The organism is Photobacterium sanguinicancri (genome assembly GCF_024346675.1).
Lineage (GTDB): Bacteria > Pseudomonadota > Gammaproteobacteria > Enterobacterales > Vibrionaceae > Photobacterium > Photobacterium sanguinicancri.
In genome coordinates this window covers 407927-429524 of sequence record NZ_AP024851.1, presented here as the reverse complement: position 1 = coordinate 429524, position 21598 = coordinate 407927, and the positions used below count along the sequence as shown (strand labels likewise).

Here is a 21598-nt window from a genome sequence, read left to right as displayed (position 1 = left end):
CTAAGATGCACCGCACACTTTTTCAAACCGATAAAAAAGACTTACGTCTGAATAGCTAAGTCCAATAGTCATAGTAATATTGCGCATAAAACACGGCACTAAACCCTTCCTGCATTTTATGCGTGACACGTTAATGATTAATTGCACTTTAAAGCATTCACACCGCAAATTATTTAACTATTTTCAATGACATAGAAAATGTAACCCTTTACTCTTAACACACCTTTCTTTTGATGCCATGTGTTCGCTATGTCCGTTGCTTTAAACACTTCCCCATTTGTTGTGTATTACGACCCAAAATCAGTTGAATCTCTTCGCCAAGGGCTAATCACTTACCGTCAACTCCTTGAATCTGATGGCGCCTTCTCAGATTCCCATTGTCAGGTACGCTTTGAGGTTATCTCTGGTTGTGACGATCGTATTGGCAGCCTTTACGAAACGAAGCTCGCTAACCTCACATTTGGCTATAGCGACGGCAATACCGATGGCATACAGGCAGAACAAACACTGAGTTCAACCCACCTCACCTCTGAAAGCGCCTTTTTCCTTCGCGCCTGTCAGCATCCTCAATTGGAAGAGCAGCTAACACAAACGGCCAAACTCATTTGCCAAGTCTCTCGGAATATCAATGACTCATCTGAAATGTGGATCTCAGAATGTGAGGTTTTTGGGATGCTGCCATTGTTCATGATAGCAATAACCTACCCGAGCAATGCCTACTTATTCGGAGGCTATATCATCCCGTACTGGGATTCAGAACACGCGCCCCTTGGCGAAGATATGCTAGCTTTACTCGCGAGTCACTTGGGCTATAATAACCAACATACGCTAAAGGCCTTCTGTTACTGTGATAACAGCAGCGCCAGAGCACGCATGTTTAGCCTTGAATACCTTAGTCACCATGGTGCCGACTCTGTACAAAGTGAAGCCATTGAAGGTGGATTACTGGGTGTACTTCGCCGTAATCCTGATGAATTCAACACCTTTAAATCGCTATTAAAGCAGCGCTTTGCTGAACAAGATTACCTACAATACACGGACGATACGCGTTATTACCAAGAGCACCCGGTTGAAAGTTTCATCTACACAATAATGTCGCCAAGCAAAGGTGATGATTATTACGATCGGGATGAATACCACCAAGTGTTGCTAGGTAACTTTATCAACTCACCGGGCGACGAAGTTGCTGCTGAACTCAAACTAGAAATAGAGCAATACTTAGGGCGGCCAATTGTTGCACCGAAAGCGATTGAAGATGAAGACGATTATTACCGCGACAATTACTATATTTACGGTACGGGTGAGCAAGATTGGAAAGCCTTTGTAACCGATGGATTTGAGCACGGTCGTGATATTTGGCATTTCGTCGAAACAGGTGAAAATCCAAGTATTCTAGATCAGGTAACACCTTGTGATATGGCCGCTGTAGCCAAAGCGGGCAACTTCAATATTCACAAGAAAATTGCCTATCATGTCGGCGGATTTGATACTTACCACGCTGAAATGGCATCGATCATTTATGACTTGATCGTAGACTGGAATGATGAGGATGATGCTGAAGAGATCCTCACCAATAACCGCCTGAAACTGTTACGCATGTTTGATGTTCTTCATCACTGGAACGGCAAGCAAGCATTCCACCCTGATTTTGCGAACGAGATAGTCGAGACCTATGAGCTTCTCACCGATGACGCTTTTATTGCGCGTTATAATAGCGATTGGCAAGCACTGCTAATCCGTCATATTGGTGAGTTTTCAGGGTATAGTAGCGCAATCGCACATGATGAATTCAAGCGTTGTTACACACTAATACAAAGCCATCGTTCAGACATCATCGCCCTATTAACCAAGCTAACGAAGACGCAAGACTTCGATGCCGTTACTCACATGGCACTGTGCGCCGCCATTGTGGAATGGGACAAAACACATCAACAACATGATGAGCTATCTTTATACGCGCTTAACCAGTTAGAGCTAAACCTTGAAACACTGATCTATCGCGACTTAAATGAAACCAGTCACTTTATTTGCCATACCGATGACAAACCGTATTCTTATGTCACACCCAATAGCGAAGACCTCGCTAAAACGGCTGATGATTGGCAATTTATACAGGGGTTCCTCACCCAACAACATGATCACTTTGAAGAAGCGCTGGCCCGTTTTGAGCCTCAGTTAATCCGCCACGAGCGAAAAGAAAGCATTAACCCAGCACAACCCTATTATGAGTTTTTACGTAACTTCAGTGATAACGCACAAAAGCTTTTAGTTTGCGCCCAAGTTGGAGCACACATAGATAATTTTGCGCTTCAGTCATTCTGCACACGTTTTGTATCACTCTGGTTGCGTGTTGCTCCCTGTAAAACAACGCGCATGCTGGCGGATTTCTTTTCCGATCCAGAGGTAAAAAAAACGAAAGCGAGTGCCGATTTAGTCAAGCAACTCGACGCATTAACGCCACTGGCTTCGCTTGCCTATCAAATAGAAACTATTGTTGATAACATCGGTTGGGATGATGACGAAGCCGCACTGCTCGCGCCATTTTTCAAGCAATGGATAACGGAACAAACCAAACAACACCAACAACAGTGCATACGGTTAGCACTACGCTTAATATTACCCCGTAACGAACAGCAGTTTTATATCGCCCTTCAGAAGGCAAACCCTGAACTGACCATTCGCTATTTTGATGAAACTGTACATTACTTGATGATGAACAGCATTCGTCGCCAAATACACAGAGCTTATTCTCCTATCCAATCGAACAAAGAAGACGAGGCGCAGGATCTTCAACAATTCAGTTCAATATTAGCAACTACGGCACCGTTAACCACAGAGCAAGTCACAACACTACTCGCCTTATGTGATAAATACCGTGTCAATGAGTTCGATACGCTTTATGGCATGGCAGCATTGGAGACGTTGTTTTACTACACCTCCTCACATTTACAAGATGCAATCATGCGCTTGTTCGCTGCCAGACCACGCCTTGGTTTAACGCACCTTTATTGCGAAGATAAAACGACACAAGCCAAATTGTGCCAAAAAGTGCACGAATATGGTGCTAATATTCATGACTTACTGTCTTATTCGCTAGATCAGGGATGGGACAAAAGTTTACCTTGGTTTGCTGAACAACCACAAATACGTCAGTACACCGATAAACTCAATCTAGAAGAACTTCTGAAACTATTAGAATCTTTAGCACGCTACCCAGAATGCCAATCACTAATAGATCACTATGCTGCACATAATTCTCGTAATGTTCGTGATTTGGTTGCCGACATTCAAGCTGGAAAATACAGTAAAACAGTCACCTCAAATATTGAAATAATTAATTATGGGATCTTCGTTGAAGGGGCCACAGAAGAAGAGCTTGAAGAAATAAAGCAAGAACAAGAAGAAAGTGACTGTCTCTTGTTCTATAAAATTGAACATCGCAAAGAGACGCTGCAGATTGATAATGAATTAAATCGTTCGTTTGGTCTTCAACTGGGGTATTTTGCCGATGACGATAATGAAGATGAATTAGCGCCAGAATTGGAACTAACCATCAAATTACACCATCCATACATGCACAGTGAAGATGGCTACTTATCTGATTGGGCTACCACCATCTCACTCGGCCGCTTAACCTATGTTGGCTGGACGATGTCGGATCGTGCGTTAAGCATCTGCGGTATTTACCGATTTGAAATATATGATCCTTCTGGTGTTTTAGTCGCAGAAAAAACCTTCCACGTAATGGAAAACAAACCCCGCTATGTGGCTGAACTGACGGCGCTTTTAAATGATGAAAGTATCGACATTGCTCATATTGGCAGTTTAACCCTCGCCAATGGTGAGCTGGACTTCATGCAATACAATCAGTCTGCAAGCGGTTTAATTTTAGGCAATAAATTGCAAGCATCCGTCACGCAGGTTTATCGTTATCAGCGCCAAGATCAGTTGGAAATGGTCGATATTCGGCTTAATCAAACTCAGCCAGATCACTGGTACCCAGCAGCAAACCAACTGTACCCATACTTAGAAAGCCGAATAAAAGGTAAAACGCTATTAGTTGGAGAGCCAAGCAGTATTAAAGCGGCGCAGCAATGCACCAAAACTTGGCGTAAAAAAGTCACCAAAACTGAGGCAGTTCATCTGATTCAACCCGATGAGAGTAATGCATCTAACGTTTTAGCGGTTCACTTAGCCCGTAAAGGTATGCGAGTCTATTTAGGTTATAACGCCTCAGGCGAACTTTGCCGAGTTGCAATTGTTAACATCAAGTTTGGTTTACTGCGAAGGTTCTTCATCCGCGTCATGAATAAAATTTCCAAGAAAATTATTCATAGTGCAGGCATTTATCAACCGTTGTAAGCTCCGTTTTTCGTCGTAGTATGTCGAATTAAGCTTAACGGCTTGCTGCACATAGCAAGCCGTTCACAAAACGGGATAGAGTCCATCGTGATACTTGAGGTTTCATTCCCTTAGATTCACCTGTAAAGTACGCAAAATCGGTCGTTTACCGCTATCTTCAGGCATAGTAATGAATGTTCTTGCGCTGAATACGCATTGCGGTAAAAGTAACAATATAGAGAAATATCCATGAATATCGAAAATACTGTAATCGAAACACTAGACGAACTTGAACTTTTTCTTATTTCAATCGAAGACGGTGGTCTTGGCCTAACAAATGTTGCTGGTATTGCAATGGCAACGAACAACACTGATGGTCGTCCATTTGTTGCTGTGCTAGATGACAAACACCAATTATTATTGGGCCGTTGGGTATCTCAAGACGTATACGAAAACGGTAAAGAGATGGTACGCAGAGGTCCACAGCGTAAGAAACACTAATTACTGCATTCTTAAATAGCGCCATCCTTCTGCGATGGCGCTGTTTTTAGTTTTTAGCGTCCACGGCATTTCACTCAAAGCCCTCATGAGTCAGCGCAGCCAATATCACAACAAGTTCAATTCAATTTTACATATTTCAAATTAGAACTCTTCATAATCAACCACTTTAGATGCATTCAAACTGTACCCCATAGTGATATTACTGGTCCCATCTACGATATAGACATCTTCTGATTTAACAGATGAAGCAATAACCCCTTCAACCCAGACCGGATATTGAACATTCTTTACCTTATACCCTTCAGGGAACGATATACGGACAATCTGGTTTGCTGGTGGAGGCGGCATATGAATACAAGCGCCAGCAACGGGAACCAGTAAAAAGTCCGTCGTCACCATGGCGTCGGAGAACTCAATTGGAACAAGAAAACCGGGGATACGGACATTCTTTCCATCAAAGGTTGTGGTGATCGCTTCCGCTGACTTTTTCTGTGCTTGTATATACAGCCTCCGTAATTCAAGCAATTCATCGACATCAATACCTTTGGACTTTAGTTGTTTCTTGATTAAAGCAATACGATCTGTGTCTTGCTGCCCACTAGACTGCATTAGCGTGAAAACACGTTGAAGTTGTAACCTCTCTTCATCACTGAGGTCTGGAAGTGTTATCGGATTTTTGGCAGTTTCAGGCCTTAATGATTGCCACTCAATTGTGATTGGATCGTTGGCATAACAGCCTAAAGAGACAGCCCCTAATACCACAGTGAATAGTAATAAAATACGCTTTTTCAATATTCATCATCCTTTCTTAAACACTCAAATAGCTGTAGTTAAAGACAGTTAAGGTAATTCAAGCTGATGACCTAAAGCGTATTTTTATAGATAACACCATCTTTCATGATCAATTTAATGGTCTCTGGACTCTCAGGGCGCTTTTCTGCACCAAACCACTTGTCACCAGTACCCACAACAGAAAAGTCACTTAAAGGGTTGCCATCTAATAACAGAATGTCTGCATAAGCACCCGTTTCAATCACCCCTAATTTAGCTTTTGGATAAGGGTTAGTGAAATCACCTGTTAATTTCGAAATCTCACCTCCAACAGATGTTAATGTTTTCAAAGATTCATAAGGGCCGAAGAACGCATTATTTAAATGTTTTTCGTAAGCGATTTGAATATTGCATGCATCTACAGAACCAACACAGTCAGTTTGAAATCCACGCTTAACTGGGCACTTCTTCATATTAGGAATGTAGTTTTTAAAGGTATCACTCGCTGATTTTGCTTTTGCTAAACTAGAAGCTACATTTTTCACGGCAGGAATATCCAAAAGGCCAGGATCAAATGCCGTTAAGTTCGTTGTTATATACGCGCCTTTTTCCGTCATGACTTTGGCAATATCACAATCAAATGCAAAGCCATGTTCAATCGAGATAACTCCCGCATCAAGAGCGCTAAGAATGGCTTCTTTACGGTAAGAGTGCGCCATTACATAGCTACCATAACTTTCAGCAACAGCAACCGCGGCTTTAATTTCTTCAGGAGAACCTGCCAATAGTTGCCAAGGGTCAAATGCTGATACCACCCCGCCAGACTGCATGTACTTCAACTGAGTCGCCCCCATACGGAAATTATTTCTTCCATATTTTTTAACGTCAGCAACACTATCAACTTCTTGTGCCATATTCAGGCGTCCAAAATTTGTTTCGCTACCCACAGGAGCCGTGAAGTTTGCAAAATCCGCATGTCCCCCTCTAGTGCCAAGAAAAGCACCCGATGGATAATAACGTGGACCAACAATTTCCCCTGCGTCTATGGCTCTCCTTAAACCACCATTTGCACCACCCGCATCACGCACAGTCGTGAAACCTTGCATAAGGTACATCCTCGCCATTCGGGAACCATGAATGGCAAAGTCTTCCCAAGTCATATTTGCTTCCATTGCAGGCAAATTTGGCCCCATGAGCATCAAGTGCGCATGATTTTCAATAAAGCCTGGAGTTAGGGTTTTTCCCGTACCATCAATGGTAGTCGCGTCGTCTCGAACTTTAATGTCTTTGTCAGAAATGGTTTTTATGATATTCCCTTCAACTAATACATGATAATTTTCAAAAAGCTTATTTTCGAGGCCATTAAATATATCGACATTCTTGAAGAGTATTTGTGTTTCAGGTTTTTCTTCCGAAGCAAAAGCCATTGATATCATTAAAGTAAATAGAGGTGCGAGAACAACAATCTTCATGTGTAGTCCCTTCTAGATAAAATATTTTCACCTTAACCACCGCAATCATATTTGATGGTTACAGACTGAGAAACTCACAAGAAGTTAAGGCCACGTTTATTATATTGTCAACGTCACATAAAATAATAGCTTTCAACTAATAAGAATAATAAGCTAACAAATATTATGTGGGATATATTTACATTATCAATAAAGTTAAATATTAACTTATATTGTTATTACGAGTCATACATTAATATGTGCCAGTTACAAAGCTGGGTGTTGTTTATAAATCACAGGTAAACTATTTTTCCAACGTGGCAAAAAAATCGACCAATCTATGCTCCCCATAACTTGGAGCTATTGCATCTTCTCCCATCAGAGTCAAAAAGAACTCGGCAGGTCCACCCCACTTTACTGGTAGCCGCTTAACAATAGCCACCAGAAAAACACGTAACCAGTCAGGTAAATAAGTGATCTTGACTGGTTTGTGTTGAGCAGTAAAAGCGATCTGGGCTATTGCTTTTACTGATAAGATTTCTGGGCCACCAACATCCATTTCTTGTTGCTCTTTACTAATGGCTTCAAGACAAAAACACGCTAGATCGGCACCATGAATTGGATTTAATTTTAAATGACCACGACCAAATAAATATACTCGTCCTGATCTTGCCATATTGAAAATGTCACTGATGTCGGAAAAGAAACCGTTCGGTCTTATCACACACGGAGTAAGTTTTTCTGACGCTAATAAACGTTTGGCAAACGCTTCTTTAGCTTTTAATAACCGCACAGCTGGATACTTTTGCGCATTAAAGGCTGAGACGTAAGTAAACTTACGCACACCCGCTCGTTCCGCTTCGCACAACAAGTTAAGGTTGGCCTGATAGTCGACCGCTTGGTAGCTAAGCCCATCACGCTGTTTAGTGATACCAAGGCATGAGATCACGATATCAATGTCATCACAAATTCCTGTTAACTCATCTGGGTTTGTGACTTGCGCTTCAATGATCTGCGACTCTTTGACTCCAAGTGCCAGTAACTTGTTTTTACTTCTTGCTACCGCTTTAAAATCAGCCTGCTCATCCAATAAACGTTTGATGATGTGCGATCCTAAATACCCCGTTGAACCCACCACTAAAATACATTTTGCCTTGCCCATACGGCTTACCTCGTCGAATAGATTATGCCTTAACCATTATTCATGTTCAGGGCGATATGGTTCTTCACGTAATACATGGCTAAGTAGCAGCTTCAGGTAAAACAAAGGTAAGAACCACGTCAAATCAGGCAGCGCTTTAAACTGATAAGTAGTAAGCACAATAGCAAGTGCATACATCATTAGTGCAATTGGGCGTTGTAAATATAATGGTGTTAGCAGAATTACAGCGCTCGCTAACATCATGTAACCACCAACAGAGGCAATCCAGAACACATCAAAATCTAGAAAAGCCCAACTAAGCATTGTCAGTTGTACAAAGTGAATGCTGATAAACCCCATATGCTGCTTAAAACCTTGGCCCTTGCGATGAAACCAACGTTTAGCACTGGATGTTGCATTGGTGATAATGCCACCGACAATATCAACCGTAATTAAGCCAGCAATTAGATATTGCCACCAGCCCCACTCTAGATCATTAAAATAAGCATATGCAACGACAGCAAACCCAGCCATGAACGGAATATAAAGCTGCAGTTTTTTCTCTGCATTTGTCGCGCCTGGGCCTATCAACTTATCTATGACGCCAAAGAACCCAGTCCTAGCAGGTGGAAAGTGCCAATCAATTTTCATTACGTTATCCTCTGTTATTTTATTTGGACCACTTGGTTTTTTTAAAAATAGAGCATCCCATCACCCAAGTAAAGATCTATTTTAGTCCAAGTGGTCAGCAATAAAATATTGATGGTATACTGCATTGATATTGCCGAGCAGAACAAAGAGAAGAAAATGCCAAAAATCGTCGATCATGATAAAAGACGCCAAGAAATCGCATTGAAATCAACCGCTATTTTCTTAGAGTACGGCTATAAGAATATTGGTATGAGACAGCTCTGTGACAAGCTTGAGATGAGCAAAAGTGCAGTTTATTACTATTACAAAACTAAAGACGAACTCTTTCGGGCTGCGACTGAAGCGATTGTTAACCTAGATGAAGATATACTGGCAGGACGGCCACTCGCCACCTCGGCCTCCACCACTCAGCAACTCGAAAACTTCACTTTGATTTTTAAACAAATGGCACCGCGTTTTTTCCAAGAGATGAAGCTAGTTGCAGACTATATCGACGTAATAGGTTTAGACAAGATTGCAGACGATCCGTGCATGCAGCTCGCGAATCAGAAATACCTTACTATGTTGACTACTTATGTTTCTGCAGAACACTGTAATACGCTATACACCACCCTACTTGGGTTGCTAAACCATCAAATCATGATAGGTACAGAGCTCGACACAGATTATGTTGTAGCTCAAGCAAGCCGGTGTTTACAATAACCAACTAGACTAACGAAATCGCACTCTATCACAGCGACGTCAATTAAAAGGACACACAATGGCAAAGGTATATACCCCAGCTAAGGTTTGGGAAATGGACGATAAAAACGGTGGCGAATGGGCAAGCATCAATCGCCCTAACTCTGGTGCAAGACACGAACAAGCATTACCTGTTGGTTCACACCCATTACAGCTCTACTCGATGGGTACACCAAACGGGCAAAAAGTTACCATCATGCTTGAAGAGTTATTAGCACTTGGTATCAAAGAAGCAGAATATGACGCATATCTTATTCGTATTGGCGACGGTGATCAGTTTTCATCTGGCTTCGTGGGTGTAAACCCAAATTCTAAAATCCCTGCATTAGTCGATTATTCTGGGGAAACGCCAGTTAACGTATTTGAATCTGGTGCGATATTGCTTTATCTCGCAGACAAATTTGGTCACTTCTTGCCTAAAGATCTCGCAACACGTACAAGCGCCATGAATTGGCTCTTTTGGTTGCAAGGCTCTGCCCCTTACCTCGGCGGTGGCTTTGGTCATTTCTATGCCTATGCTCCAGAAAAATTTGAATACCCAATTAATCGCTTCACCATGGAAGCAAAGCGCCAGTTAGATGTGTTGGATAAACAATTAGCCGACAATACTTACTTAGCAGGTGATGAATATTCGATTGCAGATATTGCCACTTGGCCTTGGTATGGCAATTTAGTACTTGGCAAACTGTATGATGCTGCTGAATTCCTTGATGTCGCCAGCTATAAAAACGTTTTGCGATGGGCCCATCTGATTGCTGAGCGTGAAGCGGTGCAACGCGGTCGGTTAGTCAATCGATCTTGGGGTGAAGAATGGGAACAAGTGCCTGAACGCCATAGCGCAGAGGATATTGATAAAGTCATGGCGAAGCAAAGCTAATACACCTTACGCTAGATGTGCATTACTTAATATTTCACCATGTTTAATACAAGAGTACCCAGCTAAGGCTGGGTACTCTTCTTATTGTCTGTAGAGTTATTTATTTCTATCTACCATTTTTATTGAATGTATTACTTAGTATTGCTCTGCTGATGTAAACGCTAGCGTTTCACGTTTATTAGCAACCGAAATCAATATTAAACCAAATACAGGAACTATTATTGCTGCGTACGGAATCATGCCTGCGCCCATATGGCTATCCAACACCATGCCACCAAGGAAGCCACCGAATGCATTCGCTAAGTTAAACGCTGAAATATTTGCTGTCGCTGCGAGTTCTTGACCTTCACCACCATGGTTCATTACTCGTAATTGCATAGCGGGTACATTTGCAAAAGAAGCAATACCAAAAACAAATGCTGCTGCAACAAATAAGATCTGGTTATCAACGGTTAAGCCCACCAGTACTAAAGAAACGATCATCGCAAATGCCCAGAACATTGATGCCTTATGAAGGTTCTTATCAGAAGAATGTCCGCCCACAGTGTTACCAACAATCAGACCTAGACCAACGATAACCAAAATCCAAGTTACTGCTTCTTCACCGTAGCCTGTAATGTGAGTGGCAATAGGTGCAATGTAGCCGTAAAGCGTCATGAAGCCAGACCATGCAAACACCGTGATGGCCAAACTCATTAACAACATTGGGTTTTTAAATGCCATTAGCTGTGCCTTCACATCTTTCGCTTCACCATGACCCGTTGATTTAACCACACCCAGAATGAATACCATCGCGACCAAGCCTAATGCTGCAACCGTAATAAAAGTGTTGTGCCAACCAAACTGTAAGCCAATCCAAGTACCGCCAGGAACACCCAGTACATTCGCCAATGTTAAACCTGCAAACATCTGACCAACGGCCCGTCCTGCCATTTTCTCAGACACTAAGTTTGTCGCAACAACCGCACCAATACCGTAAAAAGGACCTTGAACTAAGCCAGTTATCACTCGGCTTATCATTAAAATTGTGTAGTTAGGTGCAAAGGCTGACATCGCGTTACCAAGAATAAACAGCACCATCAAGCTGGCAAGCACCGCTTTTTTATTAAATCGCGCGAGGTATATCGTTAGAATCGGTCCACCAAAAACAATGGCTAATGCGTACGCACTGATGAGGTAACCAGCTTGCCCCTCTGTAATTGATAGTGATGATGCAATTTGTGGAAGCAGGCCTGCAATCACAAACTCCGCAGTACCAATCGCGAATGCAGCCAGTGTTAAAATCCATACCTGTAATGGCATTTTTTCTTTTTTCATAATCATCTCAATTCTTTTTCTGATGAGTCTTGGAAAGTATGTAACCAGTATATTCATCAAATTAAATTTGATAATTGAGTAAAATTTAAATTCATTATTCAGAAATTACGAACAATTGATTAAAGAGCATTCAGAGGCAGACGAGTTGACTATCGCTTTATAAGTAGCAGAAACGAAAAAGCCGCTGAATAACTTCAACGGCTTTGTACTCAAGGTGCTTTAACTGTGTTGCACTACTTTATTGGAGCGGTGTAATGCGAATGTCTGCAATTTTCGCTTCATTTTTCACACCATCGACGCCACCAGCGTAGATATAGGTTTCATTCGATTTGAGGTAACTCATATTAAAATGATCCTTAATCGTGAACTGATATGCCTTACCCTGCTCTAAATTGACTTCAACTGGGGTTGAATAACGCATCCCCTTGTTCTCGCCAATGTGTCCCATCTGTAAATAACCCTGACCAACCACCTTCGCCGAATCATCAAACACTTCAATCTCCTTCACCGTATTTGTGATCCCAGTGTTTAGCTGACCAAGGTTGTTGTTATACCAAGCGGCTATTTGATAAGTCCCTGTCTTAGGTACAACAAAACTATTAAGGCTGTTTACAGGTCCACTGTCTTGATCAACCGTTACCACAGAGACACCTTGCTTCAGTGTATGGTAATCGCCTTCAAGTTTGACGCGAATATCATTACCGACACATACAGGTTGGCTTGGATTTGAACGGAAATCTTGGTCATTAATACTTTCGGCTATGTAGCAGGCAAACCCTTGTGGGGTATCAATATACTGCTGCGCTGCAACACCGTCTTGAATAAGCTGACCATTGCGGTACAAGTTAACCTTGTATTTACTCTGAACATCGACCGCTACGCCTTTAACACTGCCATCATCAATCACTTTCGCCGTTAATGTTGGCTCTTTCGGAGAGTACACTTTGCTATCATCACTTGCGTAAGGCTTCACGCCCGCAATGACCTTGATCGTGTCATCATTTCCAACCAACGCACCTAAAGTGACACGGTAGTTACCGTTTTTATCGGTTTGTACCTTATCAACTGGGTAGTAACCAGACATGTCATCACTTGCTGGTGGTAAGTCGATAGTGACTGAGACTGTTTTTCCTTTGAAGCTAAAATTTTCGAGTGTGATTTGCTGGGAATGCGCAAATAGGCTATTGCGAATCCACCCGGTAATAAACGGATTAACCTCTAATTGCCCTGTTTCGGTATGAATACCAAAAATCGTTTCCACAACCATATTCAGGTAGCCACCGACCGACCAAAGTTGGCGCTGTGAATTAATCACAGGGCCATCAAGGCTGGCGTCTGCACCATGATCGCTATGAATGATAAATGACTTACCCGATAACCATTCGAGGTTTTCCATGTTAGACAGGTTCGTTGCGGTTCCGCGCACCAAAGATTGCACCGCATTGTTGGCTGCGGCTACGTTTAGTGTTTGCTTCGCAGCACGTAAACTATAAGCTGTTACAAATGGCCAAATTGCACGGTTATGATAAACCGGCACATCGGGCTGCTGAGGGAAGTACACGGGCACACCAAATTCGCTGTGTGGGTAATTAGCCATGATCTTCTTGGCTTGCTCATCACTCGCAATACCACTAATGATAGCCAGCGATTCACCAAGCATGTCATATTTATCTACCGCGATATCTTTACCGTTATCAAATAGGTAGCTAACGTACATACCACGCTGTGCATTCCAGAACTTATCATTAATCGCTAATTTTAACTGCTTAGCCCATTCGCCATATTTAACGGCATTTTTTGAATCAAACTGCTCTGCCAATTTTGCGGCTAAACGCATCGCTCGATAGTGGGTTACATTCGTCGACAAGGCTTTACTGCTACCAATGGCATTCACATCTTGCGGTGTCCACGTAGAGTATGTTTGATCGCGCCAATCAAGGAAGGATTGCTCCCCCTTGTACAAACCTGACTGCAGATCAAAAGCTGCTAGGCGATCAGCTTCCAGTGTATTGCTAATCGCGTTATAAGCACGTTCCGCAAATTGATCGTATGCTTCACCGTCTAATGCTGAAAGTAATCGCTCAGCACCCAATGCCCACGTTGTACGGTCGGTACTGATTGGCCAGCTCCCTCCCGTACCAGTATCTTGCACAATTTGCTCGCCGTCGTATTGCTTACCAGTATTGGCACGGAAGCCAGACAATTTGAAATTAAGCCCATTCTTAACCCGTGTCGGGTTCATCAATGCTAACGAGAGATCAGCCGCATACGCTAAATCACGAGTCCACACATAGTGCCACTTGGCACCGGTTTCAAATACTTCCGCTTTAATTGGCTTATTGTAGTTATAGTTACCGTCTTTAATTTCAGACACCGATAGCTGGCTCAGCTCTTTCAGGCTCATCGCAAACAGTGCATCAAAGGCAACATCGCCTGATATTACTCGCGGGCCAGCCTGTTCATTCACAATTAAGCCTTGATCCAAGGCATCACGTAACTCTGTCGTTGTTGAAATCCCAAACTCACGCTGTTTGGCTTGTGGGTCTTTTACAGAAAACACCACAGTATCTTGGGTGCCATCATAGTTGGCGAATTGCTGAGCTTCTTTAACTTGGTGGCCGTTGTGAACCATCGCAGGATCTATAATGGCCTCTGAGTAATATTTCTCAGCCTCAGCTTGAGTCGCTTTAGTTACCGTCATTGTTGCACTGCTTTCATTGGCAAAACTGACAGCAAATTTGTAATAGCCCTTTTCTTTAAAAGTGATGACAGAGTTACAGTCATCATTCATGCAATCATCATTAATTTCGGGTTTCGGATAATAGTCCTGCGCCACGTCAAACTCAGTGGGCTCAGTAAAATGGGTGTATTCTAGCTGCCAACCAGGATCGGCAATCTTAAACTGATTACTACCGCGCGCCACTCTTAGTACCGTTTCGTACTCGTTATCACCCAAATAATTCAGCTTGGCATGCTCAGCCGTGCCCCAATCACCATTTAAACCACGTAGATACAAATCTTCGCTGATGATAGGTTTATCTTCCGGCTTAGGTGCGACAGTCGGCATATTTACACTCTCTTGTGAGTCAGAGTTAAAATTACACCCGGCAAGCCCGATACATGATGCGACAGCAAGCGCGATAATACTCGGTTTCATGTTCATCCCTTCCATTCGTTATTTTGTGCGTCAGTGTAAAAAACTCACTCTCACAGGAAAAATAGGTGGGATGCGCCAGGTCATAGATAAAAGCTATATCTCGACGAACAGCCGTGATCTAGATCTATTAAATATGTTTATTCTGACTTGAGAATGATTTCAAATTTGTGATTTGCAAGTGAATTTGTGCAAAATGGCTCGCACTTTTAAGGAATAAGATATGGACAAATCTCTGCAACAGTTTTTACTTGTCGCGCGTTGTAAAAGTATTAGCGCCGCAGCAAGAATGGCAGGACTGAGCCAACCAACAGTAACCAGCAATCTAAAGAAGCTTGAAGAAAGCCTTGATGTCGATCTGTTTGAACGAACATCTAAAGGCATGATACTGACCGAATATGGCCGTATTCTTTATCGTCACAGCAATGCGATGCAACACGAATACAACCTAATGGTACAAAGCATTAGTGAAAGGAAGAAATATCAAGTTGGCAAAATTAAAATCGGCACTGGCGATGCGTGGTGGCCACTGTTTGTAAAACAAGCACTGGATGAACACCTCACACATTCACCTTTAGCGTCTACCCACGTTGAATTTGGTAATCATCTCTGTTTAATGGACTCGCTGATCAACGAAGATATCGAATTTTTCATTGGCCATGAAATCGTGGGTTTATCTGAAAAATGTGATGTGACTTTTATCCCTCTTTTTCAAACGACCGATACTTATTTTGTCTCACCTGATCATCCGCTTTTAGGCAAAACGGTAACCGAAGAGATGCTGCACAAATACCCAGCCCTCTCGGTCACTTATGATGCGAAGAAATTCAGTCATATCATCGACAACCCCAGTCCAAAACAATACGAGCGTGATCGTCAGCAACTTGATGAACGTGCCACTTATGAGCTTGATTCTTTACTTGCTAGCATTGACGTTCTTAAAAATAGCGTGGCGATCATGTCTTATACCAAGGCGCTACAAACGTACCTTGAATCTTTCGGGCTACAATGCCTAACCATGGAAAAAGAACCCAATTCAGGCACTGTGGGCATTTACCATCACAGAAGAGAAACATCTGAATCTCACTTGGCACTCATTGAGAAAATCACTCAACTCGCCGCTAAGCTATAACAGCATACTGATTTCGTATCGCGCTAAAGTAAGGCTTAAATGCATTGTTGACACTGGGGTTACAAATCAAAGCGAAAAACCGATACCATGACAACACTTCTTCTTTTGAATCATCGCACTTTATGGGTTCATCTCGGTTTTCAATCCGCTTATTTGGGCAAGGATTACCCCTATTGTTAGCACTGCAGCTAGCAAGTGCCTCTGCACCTGCTAGCGCCATGAACTTACAAGATAAGTGGCAGGCTTTTTATCAAAAAAATTGGCGCGATAACCCTGTAACACTAACGCAGCAGGAACTAAGCCAATACCCAACAGAGCTATTGCTCTCTACTGTGCAATACCCAGATTTTAAGCATTATACTTGGCAAGATATTCAACAACTGTCTGCGATAAAATCAAACTGTGCAGTACCAAAATTGATCGATGATAAACTCAAAACCGCTGTCGAATTTGAACTGATGCTATGTTCAAAACCGCCAGTCGATGACGATAAATTAGACATTACATGGTTTAATAATCATTCACTCCGCTATCCTGCAGGCGCAAGCTATGCTGATCGCTACTTCAGGCAAAAAGGCATCACAAAGATAAGCGCACCTTTCCAGACCTATCTAAGCGCAGATAATCCAGCTCACCCTTTATATTCATTTTTTCAATCACTCTCACCTAAAGGCCGAGATGCACTATTAAGCGGTTATCGAGCTTGGCTTGACGGTGACACCTTATGGTTAAGTGGCAAAGAAGGTTGGAAAAAAATAACAGCTAACATTTGGCAGCCACTCGCCAAGCAGCTTGGTATCAAGATTGGGGCGAGTAATTGTGCATTTCGTTACAGCAATCTTTGCTTAAGTGACCAGAAGCCCAATTCGACTCTATTAAAATTCACATTATTATTGCTGTTGTTTGGTATGACGATTATAGGCTTAAAAAGCCTACGCCAAAGGCAGCAACAAAATAGAGATAAGCGTTTTATCCTGCAGTTACTTACCCACGAGCTACGCACTCCCATTGCCAGCTTAGGTTTAACAGTTGAAATGTTTAGGGATGAGTTCGATAACCTCAATCAAACAGCGCAGCAAGCAGTGTGGCGACTATTGGCTGATCACCAACGGCTAGCGCAATTAACTGAAACCAGTAAAGGTTACTTAAGCACAGATAAAAACCAGCAACTGATACAACAAGTCGCAGAGCTTGAAGAGTGGCTAACACATGTTTGTGACAAACATGGGATCAGCTTTCAACTCGATGAAAATCACACACTCACTTTGCCTTTTTACTGGCTGTCGATCTGCTTAGATAACTTGATCAACAATGCAAAGCAACATGGCAAAGGATCAATCCGTATTCATGTTGAAATGCGACCGCCTACACAGACAATATTTAGAAAAAAGAAAAAAACACTTCGTATCAGCGTTTCTGATCAGGGGCGCTTCCCTTCGTTCATTGAACGCTGGTTAATCTGGTTATCTCCCCAAAAGCACCCCGATAACATGGGGATTGGGCTAAGCATTGTCACACGGCTGATGACGCAAATGGGCGGACGATTAATCATAGAAAGAAAACCTACTAGCTGTATTTTGGAGATGCCTTTATGAGCCATATTCTTTTAATTGAAGACGATGAATTACTTGGTGATGGTTTACGTCAATACCTAGCTTCTCATAGTTTTTCGTGCACTTGGCTAACCTCATCTCACAATGTAAAACAGCATTGGTTTAAAGCCGATTTAGTGGTGCTTGATCGTCAACTTGATGGTTGCGATAGCCTCAAGCATTTACCGTACTGGCTTAACTTAAAAGCACTACCAGTGATCATTTTGACAGCAAAAGTTGACGTCGAGCAACGCATAGAAGGTCTAATGGCTGGTGCGAAAGACTATATGACTAAGCCCTTTGCCCAAGATGAATTACTGGCAAGGATCATTACACACCTTCGCCCTATTGGCTCAGGGCAAATCAATTATCAATCGCTCATGGTTGATCCATCAAAGCGGGTTGTTAAACAGCAAACGACCGAGGTAAATCTGAAACCCAAAGAGTTTCAACTGCTGCTGCTACTGCTCCAAAACCAAGGGCGTGTTTTCCATCGCGAAGAGTTGCTAAATAAAATTTGGGGCTACCAAGCATTTCCTACGACGCGAACCGTTGATAATCATATTTTACGCCTTCGCCAGCAACTCCCAGAGCTGAATATAGAAACACATCGTGGCGTTGGCTATCGCCTATTAGAGGCCAAAGCTAAATGAAGATCAAAACACTTTTATTCATGGTATGTACGCTCGCGCCAGTTACCAGCTCAGCCTCTTGGTTCCCTAACTCACCTTTACAACCAACGCTAGATGCATTACTTGTAAAGCACCCACAGCGAGCATGGCAAGAATTATTGCTTGCCGTCAGTCAATTTGATATAGACAGCCAGCACTGGCTGCCGATCAAAAATGAAATTATGGTGCAAACCCGATGTGGTCAGCAATTAATGCATGAGGGCAATGGACTATCTGCCAAATTAACGTTAACGATTATTAGTCGTTCAGGGCTTGCCAGCCTTGGCTACCAAGTTAAGATCTCTGCTGAGCAAGTAAAGCAAACGCAAGTATTCTCACTTTATACCCCTCAGGGAGAGCAGTTAGTTAGTGGAGAACTAACTGCTAAGCGTGATTACCAAGAATGGGAAACGAATGAGCTACTCGCTAAACCTCAAGCAGGGCTATATCAGCTTGAAGTTGGTGAAAACCGTTATCCATTACTGCTAACAAATAGTGATACCGAAAGCTGGCTTTCGCGAGAAGGAACGCTCAATACTCAGCTAATAACACATTTGCCTGAAACAATTACACATTGCTCTCCACCCTCGTTAAGCTGGGAATGGTTCGATCAAAACTACAACCAAATTGGCTTAAAACAACCAATAGACCTTTGTGAAGTATCACTGAGTAAAACTAGCGCTGAAACAAACACACGACTTCCTGCTCCACCTTCAAATCAGGCGAGCTATTTAAGTGCATCGGCATCTATTTTTGAATATCAAACAGGTGTAAAAATTGAGTACCTCCACAGAGTCGCTATTCCAATCCCGCAAAATGTGCATACCAAAACAACCGACCATAAACAAAAGTCCATAAACCTGAGATAGAGACAAATAGGTGACAATTACCAACAATTGATGACGTTTAATATCCGTAACAAACACAAACGGAGTTAATCATGTCAATCGTTACAAAATCATTTCCTCTCTCTTTGCTTATGGCGATACTTACCACACCTTCAACAGCGGCAAACGAACTGAGCCTACAATTACAAAATGGCTCAGAACAAGTCACGGTCTCGCCAGTGTCACTCAAGCTGGACTGGCAATTGACAGATAAACAAAATATTTCTATTAACTCTCCAGCACTTCTAGTTAATGGTAAACCGCAAACACCTTCCGAACTGAGTCAAACGGGCACCAATCGTGCCAGTTGGACTTTATTGCCAAGTAAAATAACGGTTAAAGCGACATATGGCGAGGTACTCGAGTTAGCGTTTGACGCCTCAACCATGGATCCAATAGATCGCAATAAACCTGTCTCGCTGAACTGGTTTAATTTAAACGACAGCCAAACAAACGAACTGTACTTGCCATTCAGTGAAGGTATGCGGATCCCTACTGATAATTCTCAATGGGCGCAATATTTAGCAGACAATCATTCAGGCGCTAACACGACCCAAGACTTAAAAATGCCCTTCTGGAGTTCGCAACAAGCAGGCCACTTCATCACAGTACAATTGGCTAACCCAACCAATAACGAATTAACCTTCGTGAATAACAGTAAAACCAGCGGCAACAAAAAATACAATGCACACAAAATTGATATGACGGCGACCCACTATTTCACCGCACTCAATCAAGATGAGCCCTTTGTAATACGAATGAGTATTGGCGCTAACATGCTCGATGGCGCAAAACGTTATCGTCAATGGCGAATTAAGCACGGCCAAGCCGAACCGTTAACGAAGAAAATCATACAAACACCCGCTGTTGAAAAGATGATTGGCGCTTCTCAGGTTTACCTATTCGGTTCTGACGGGATAAGTCCAGAAGATGTTATCAACTGGTGGCAGTTGAAGAATTGGTATTTTACACATTCAACACTAACGATCCCTGCTGAAGCGAATAAAGAACTCAAAGCACTGACACAAGGTAAAGATTGGTTTAGTCACTACCATAAGCAATTATTGGTCGATAGCATTAACGCCTCTCTTCGTGCTAAATATCCGGCACCTCAGCCAACCCTAGCTAACAATGGCATTGCCGCACAATTTAAAGCCGTTCAACTGCGGAAAAAATGGTTAGCACAACATGCGCAGCCCTATCTGATCAGCAGTAGAGAATGGGGACAAGCACTCTCGGAAGATATGATCACAGCACTAGAACAATCAGGGATTAACAAGCTGTGGCTAGGGCTAGATAACTGGATGCCTGCGTTTTACCAACCAAAGATGGTCGATAAAGCCAAACAAGCAGGATACCTAGTAGCAACCTACGATTCGTATAATACCGCTATTCCATTGGGTTTAAACGATGGCTGGCTCACAGCTCAATTACCAAATGCAATACGTAAGCAATGTGCCATAGAGCTTGCCGATGGCAGCAAGAAAAAAGGCTTCAGAGGGAATGGGTATTACCTTAACCCTCAATGTCATCTTGATTATGTACAGCAAAGGGTTAAAGATATTGTGAAATACGGGCGATTCAATAGCCTATTTTTAGATGTTGATGGCACCGCCATGGCACGCGAAGATTACCAAGCAAAAAGTAATGAATCCCAGATGATCACAGCGTTTAACCATCGTATGGATTGGATTGCAAAAAATACAGGCGTGGTATTAGGTTCAGAAGATGGTAATAGCTTAACCACCACTGGAACCGCTTTTGCTCATGGCTTAGAAACCATAGGTTTTGGCTGGACAGATAAAGACATGAAGAATAATAAAGCCTCGCCTTATTACCTTGGCCGTTGGTATCCCGATCATAAGCCTGATTTCTTCTTCAAATCAGCCAAGGTCAAAGAACCTTATAAAACACTGCTGTTTGCACCACAATACCGTGTACCGCTGTACCAAGCTGTATTTCACGATGAGGTGATTAACAGCCACCACTGGCATAGTGACAGTCTCAAATTCAGTAACGTACAAACAGAACGTGATTTGATTTCGATGCTCTATAACACGCCCGCAATGGTTCACCTCAGTCGCGATGAAGCAAAGAGTGCCAATAGCCCGAGAATCAAAGCGCTGAAACATTATCAAGAGGGTTACGAGCCGATTCACCAACAACTTTGGGATAAACAGCTTGTTGATTTTAAATGGCTAGATAATAAAGGAAATATCCAGCAAACTCGCTTTAGCGATGGCAGCACAATAACGGCTAACTTTTCAGATAAATTATTCAAATCCCGTCAAACATCACTTGCACCACACACAATCATTGCCGATTTGAGTAACGGTAAAAAAGTGTCCTGGGTAAGTAAATAACAAATAGT

General features: G+C 42.5%; 15 protein-coding genes. 9 read left to right on the top strand and 6 right to left on the bottom strand.

The genetic code is table 11. The annotated features are described in order from the left end of the window. Window positions 1–249 precede the first annotated feature (249 nt). Both OCU87_RS18880 and OCU87_RS18875 read left to right on the top strand, forming a co-directional pair. The gene (locus OCU87_RS18880; protein WP_261859089.1) at window positions 250–4362 is read left to right on the top strand and encodes a hypothetical protein; all 4113 of its coding nucleotides are present in this window, start codon (window positions 250–252) and stop codon (window positions 4360–4362) included. A gap of 228 nt (window positions 4363–4590) precedes the next feature. Next, the gene (locus OCU87_RS18875) at window positions 4591–4842 is read left to right on the top strand and encodes a hypothetical protein (RefSeq protein ID WP_062687836.1); all 252 of its coding nucleotides are present in this window, start codon (window positions 4591–4593) and stop codon (window positions 4840–4842) included. A 141-nt stretch (window positions 4843–4983) separates the two neighbouring features. On the opposite strand, the gene OCU87_RS18870 is transcribed toward OCU87_RS18875, so the two are convergent. The 4 genes from OCU87_RS18870 to OCU87_RS18855 form a co-directional block, all read right to left on the bottom strand. Next, the gene (locus OCU87_RS18870; RefSeq protein ID WP_261859088.1) at window positions 4984–5634 is read right to left on the bottom strand and encodes a DUF3299 domain-containing protein; all 651 of its coding nucleotides are present in this window, start codon (window positions 5632–5634) and stop codon (window positions 4984–4986) included. Between the two features lie 71 nt (window positions 5635–5705). After that, window positions 5706–7085: a metal-dependent hydrolase family protein gene (locus tag OCU87_RS18865; RefSeq protein ID WP_062687835.1), complete on the bottom strand. Its 1380-nt coding sequence runs from the start codon at window positions 7083–7085 to the stop codon at window positions 5706–5708. Window positions 7086–7368: 283 nt separating this feature from the next. Further along, window positions 7369–8226 (bottom strand): SDR family oxidoreductase, encoded by an 858-nt coding sequence (locus tag OCU87_RS18860; protein ID WP_261859087.1) that lies wholly within the window; start codon window positions 8224–8226, stop codon window positions 7369–7371. 36 nt (window positions 8227–8262) lie between these two features. Next, entirely contained in the window at window positions 8263–8856 is a 594-nt protein-coding gene (locus tag OCU87_RS18855) for a hypothetical protein (RefSeq protein ID WP_261859086.1), read from the bottom strand. Window positions 8857–9012: 156 nt separating this feature from the next. On the opposite strand from OCU87_RS18855, the gene OCU87_RS18850 reads away from it, so the two are divergent. Together OCU87_RS18850 and yghU are read left to right on the top strand one after the other, a co-directional pair. Then, entirely contained in the window at window positions 9013–9558 is a 546-nt protein-coding gene (locus OCU87_RS18850; protein ID WP_261859085.1) for a TetR/AcrR family transcriptional regulator, read from the top strand. Window positions 9559–9616: 58 nt separating this feature from the next. Further along, on the top strand, window positions 9617–10474 hold the full coding sequence (yghU, locus tag OCU87_RS18845; RefSeq protein ID WP_062687832.1) for a glutathione-dependent disulfide-bond oxidoreductase: 858 nt from the start codon (window positions 9617–9619) through the stop codon (window positions 10472–10474). 135 nt (window positions 10475–10609) lie between these two features. Here yghU and OCU87_RS18840 read toward each other — a convergent pair whose 3' ends face one another. Both OCU87_RS18840 and OCU87_RS18835 read right to left on the bottom strand, forming a co-directional pair. Then, a complete protein-coding gene (locus OCU87_RS18840; protein ID WP_062687895.1) occupies window positions 10610–11791 on the bottom strand; it encodes an MFS transporter in 1182 nt (393 codons plus the stop codon). 238 nt (window positions 11792–12029) lie between these two features. Beyond that, window positions 12030–14948 carry an amylo-alpha-1,6-glucosidase gene (locus tag OCU87_RS18835; RefSeq protein ID WP_261859084.1) on the bottom strand — a complete coding sequence of 973 codons (2919 nt, stop codon included), beginning with the start codon at window positions 14946–14948 and terminating at the stop codon, window positions 12030–12032. A gap of 220 nt (window positions 14949–15168) precedes the next feature. Between OCU87_RS18835 and OCU87_RS18830 the strand changes: the two genes are divergently transcribed. From OCU87_RS18830 to OCU87_RS18810, 5 genes are all read left to right on the top strand, one after another. Further along, window positions 15169–16077 (top strand): LysR family transcriptional regulator, encoded by a 909-nt coding sequence (locus OCU87_RS18830; RefSeq protein WP_261859083.1) that lies wholly within the window; start codon window positions 15169–15171, stop codon window positions 16075–16077. A 218-nt stretch (window positions 16078–16295) separates the two neighbouring features. Then, the gene (locus tag OCU87_RS18825) at window positions 16296–17672 is read left to right on the top strand and encodes an ATP-binding protein (RefSeq protein WP_261859379.1); all 1377 of its coding nucleotides are present in this window, start codon (window positions 16296–16298) and stop codon (window positions 17670–17672) included. Then, the gene (locus OCU87_RS18820) at window positions 17669–18322 is read left to right on the top strand and encodes a response regulator transcription factor (protein ID WP_062687830.1); all 654 of its coding nucleotides are present in this window, start codon (window positions 17669–17671) and stop codon (window positions 18320–18322) included. The genes OCU87_RS18825 and OCU87_RS18820 overlap by 4 nt, the downstream gene beginning before the upstream one ends. Then, complete coding sequence (locus OCU87_RS18815) at window positions 18319–19209, top strand: DUF2861 family protein (RefSeq protein ID WP_062687829.1); 891 nt, start codon at window positions 18319–18321, stop codon at window positions 19207–19209. Before OCU87_RS18820 ends, OCU87_RS18815 begins: the two co-directional genes overlap by 4 nt. A 71-nt stretch (window positions 19210–19280) precedes the next feature. Further along, window positions 19281–21590: a glycoside hydrolase gene (locus tag OCU87_RS18810; protein WP_261859082.1), complete on the top strand. Its 2310-nt coding sequence runs from the start codon at window positions 19281–19283 to the stop codon at window positions 21588–21590. Window positions 21591–21598 lie beyond the last annotated feature (8 nt).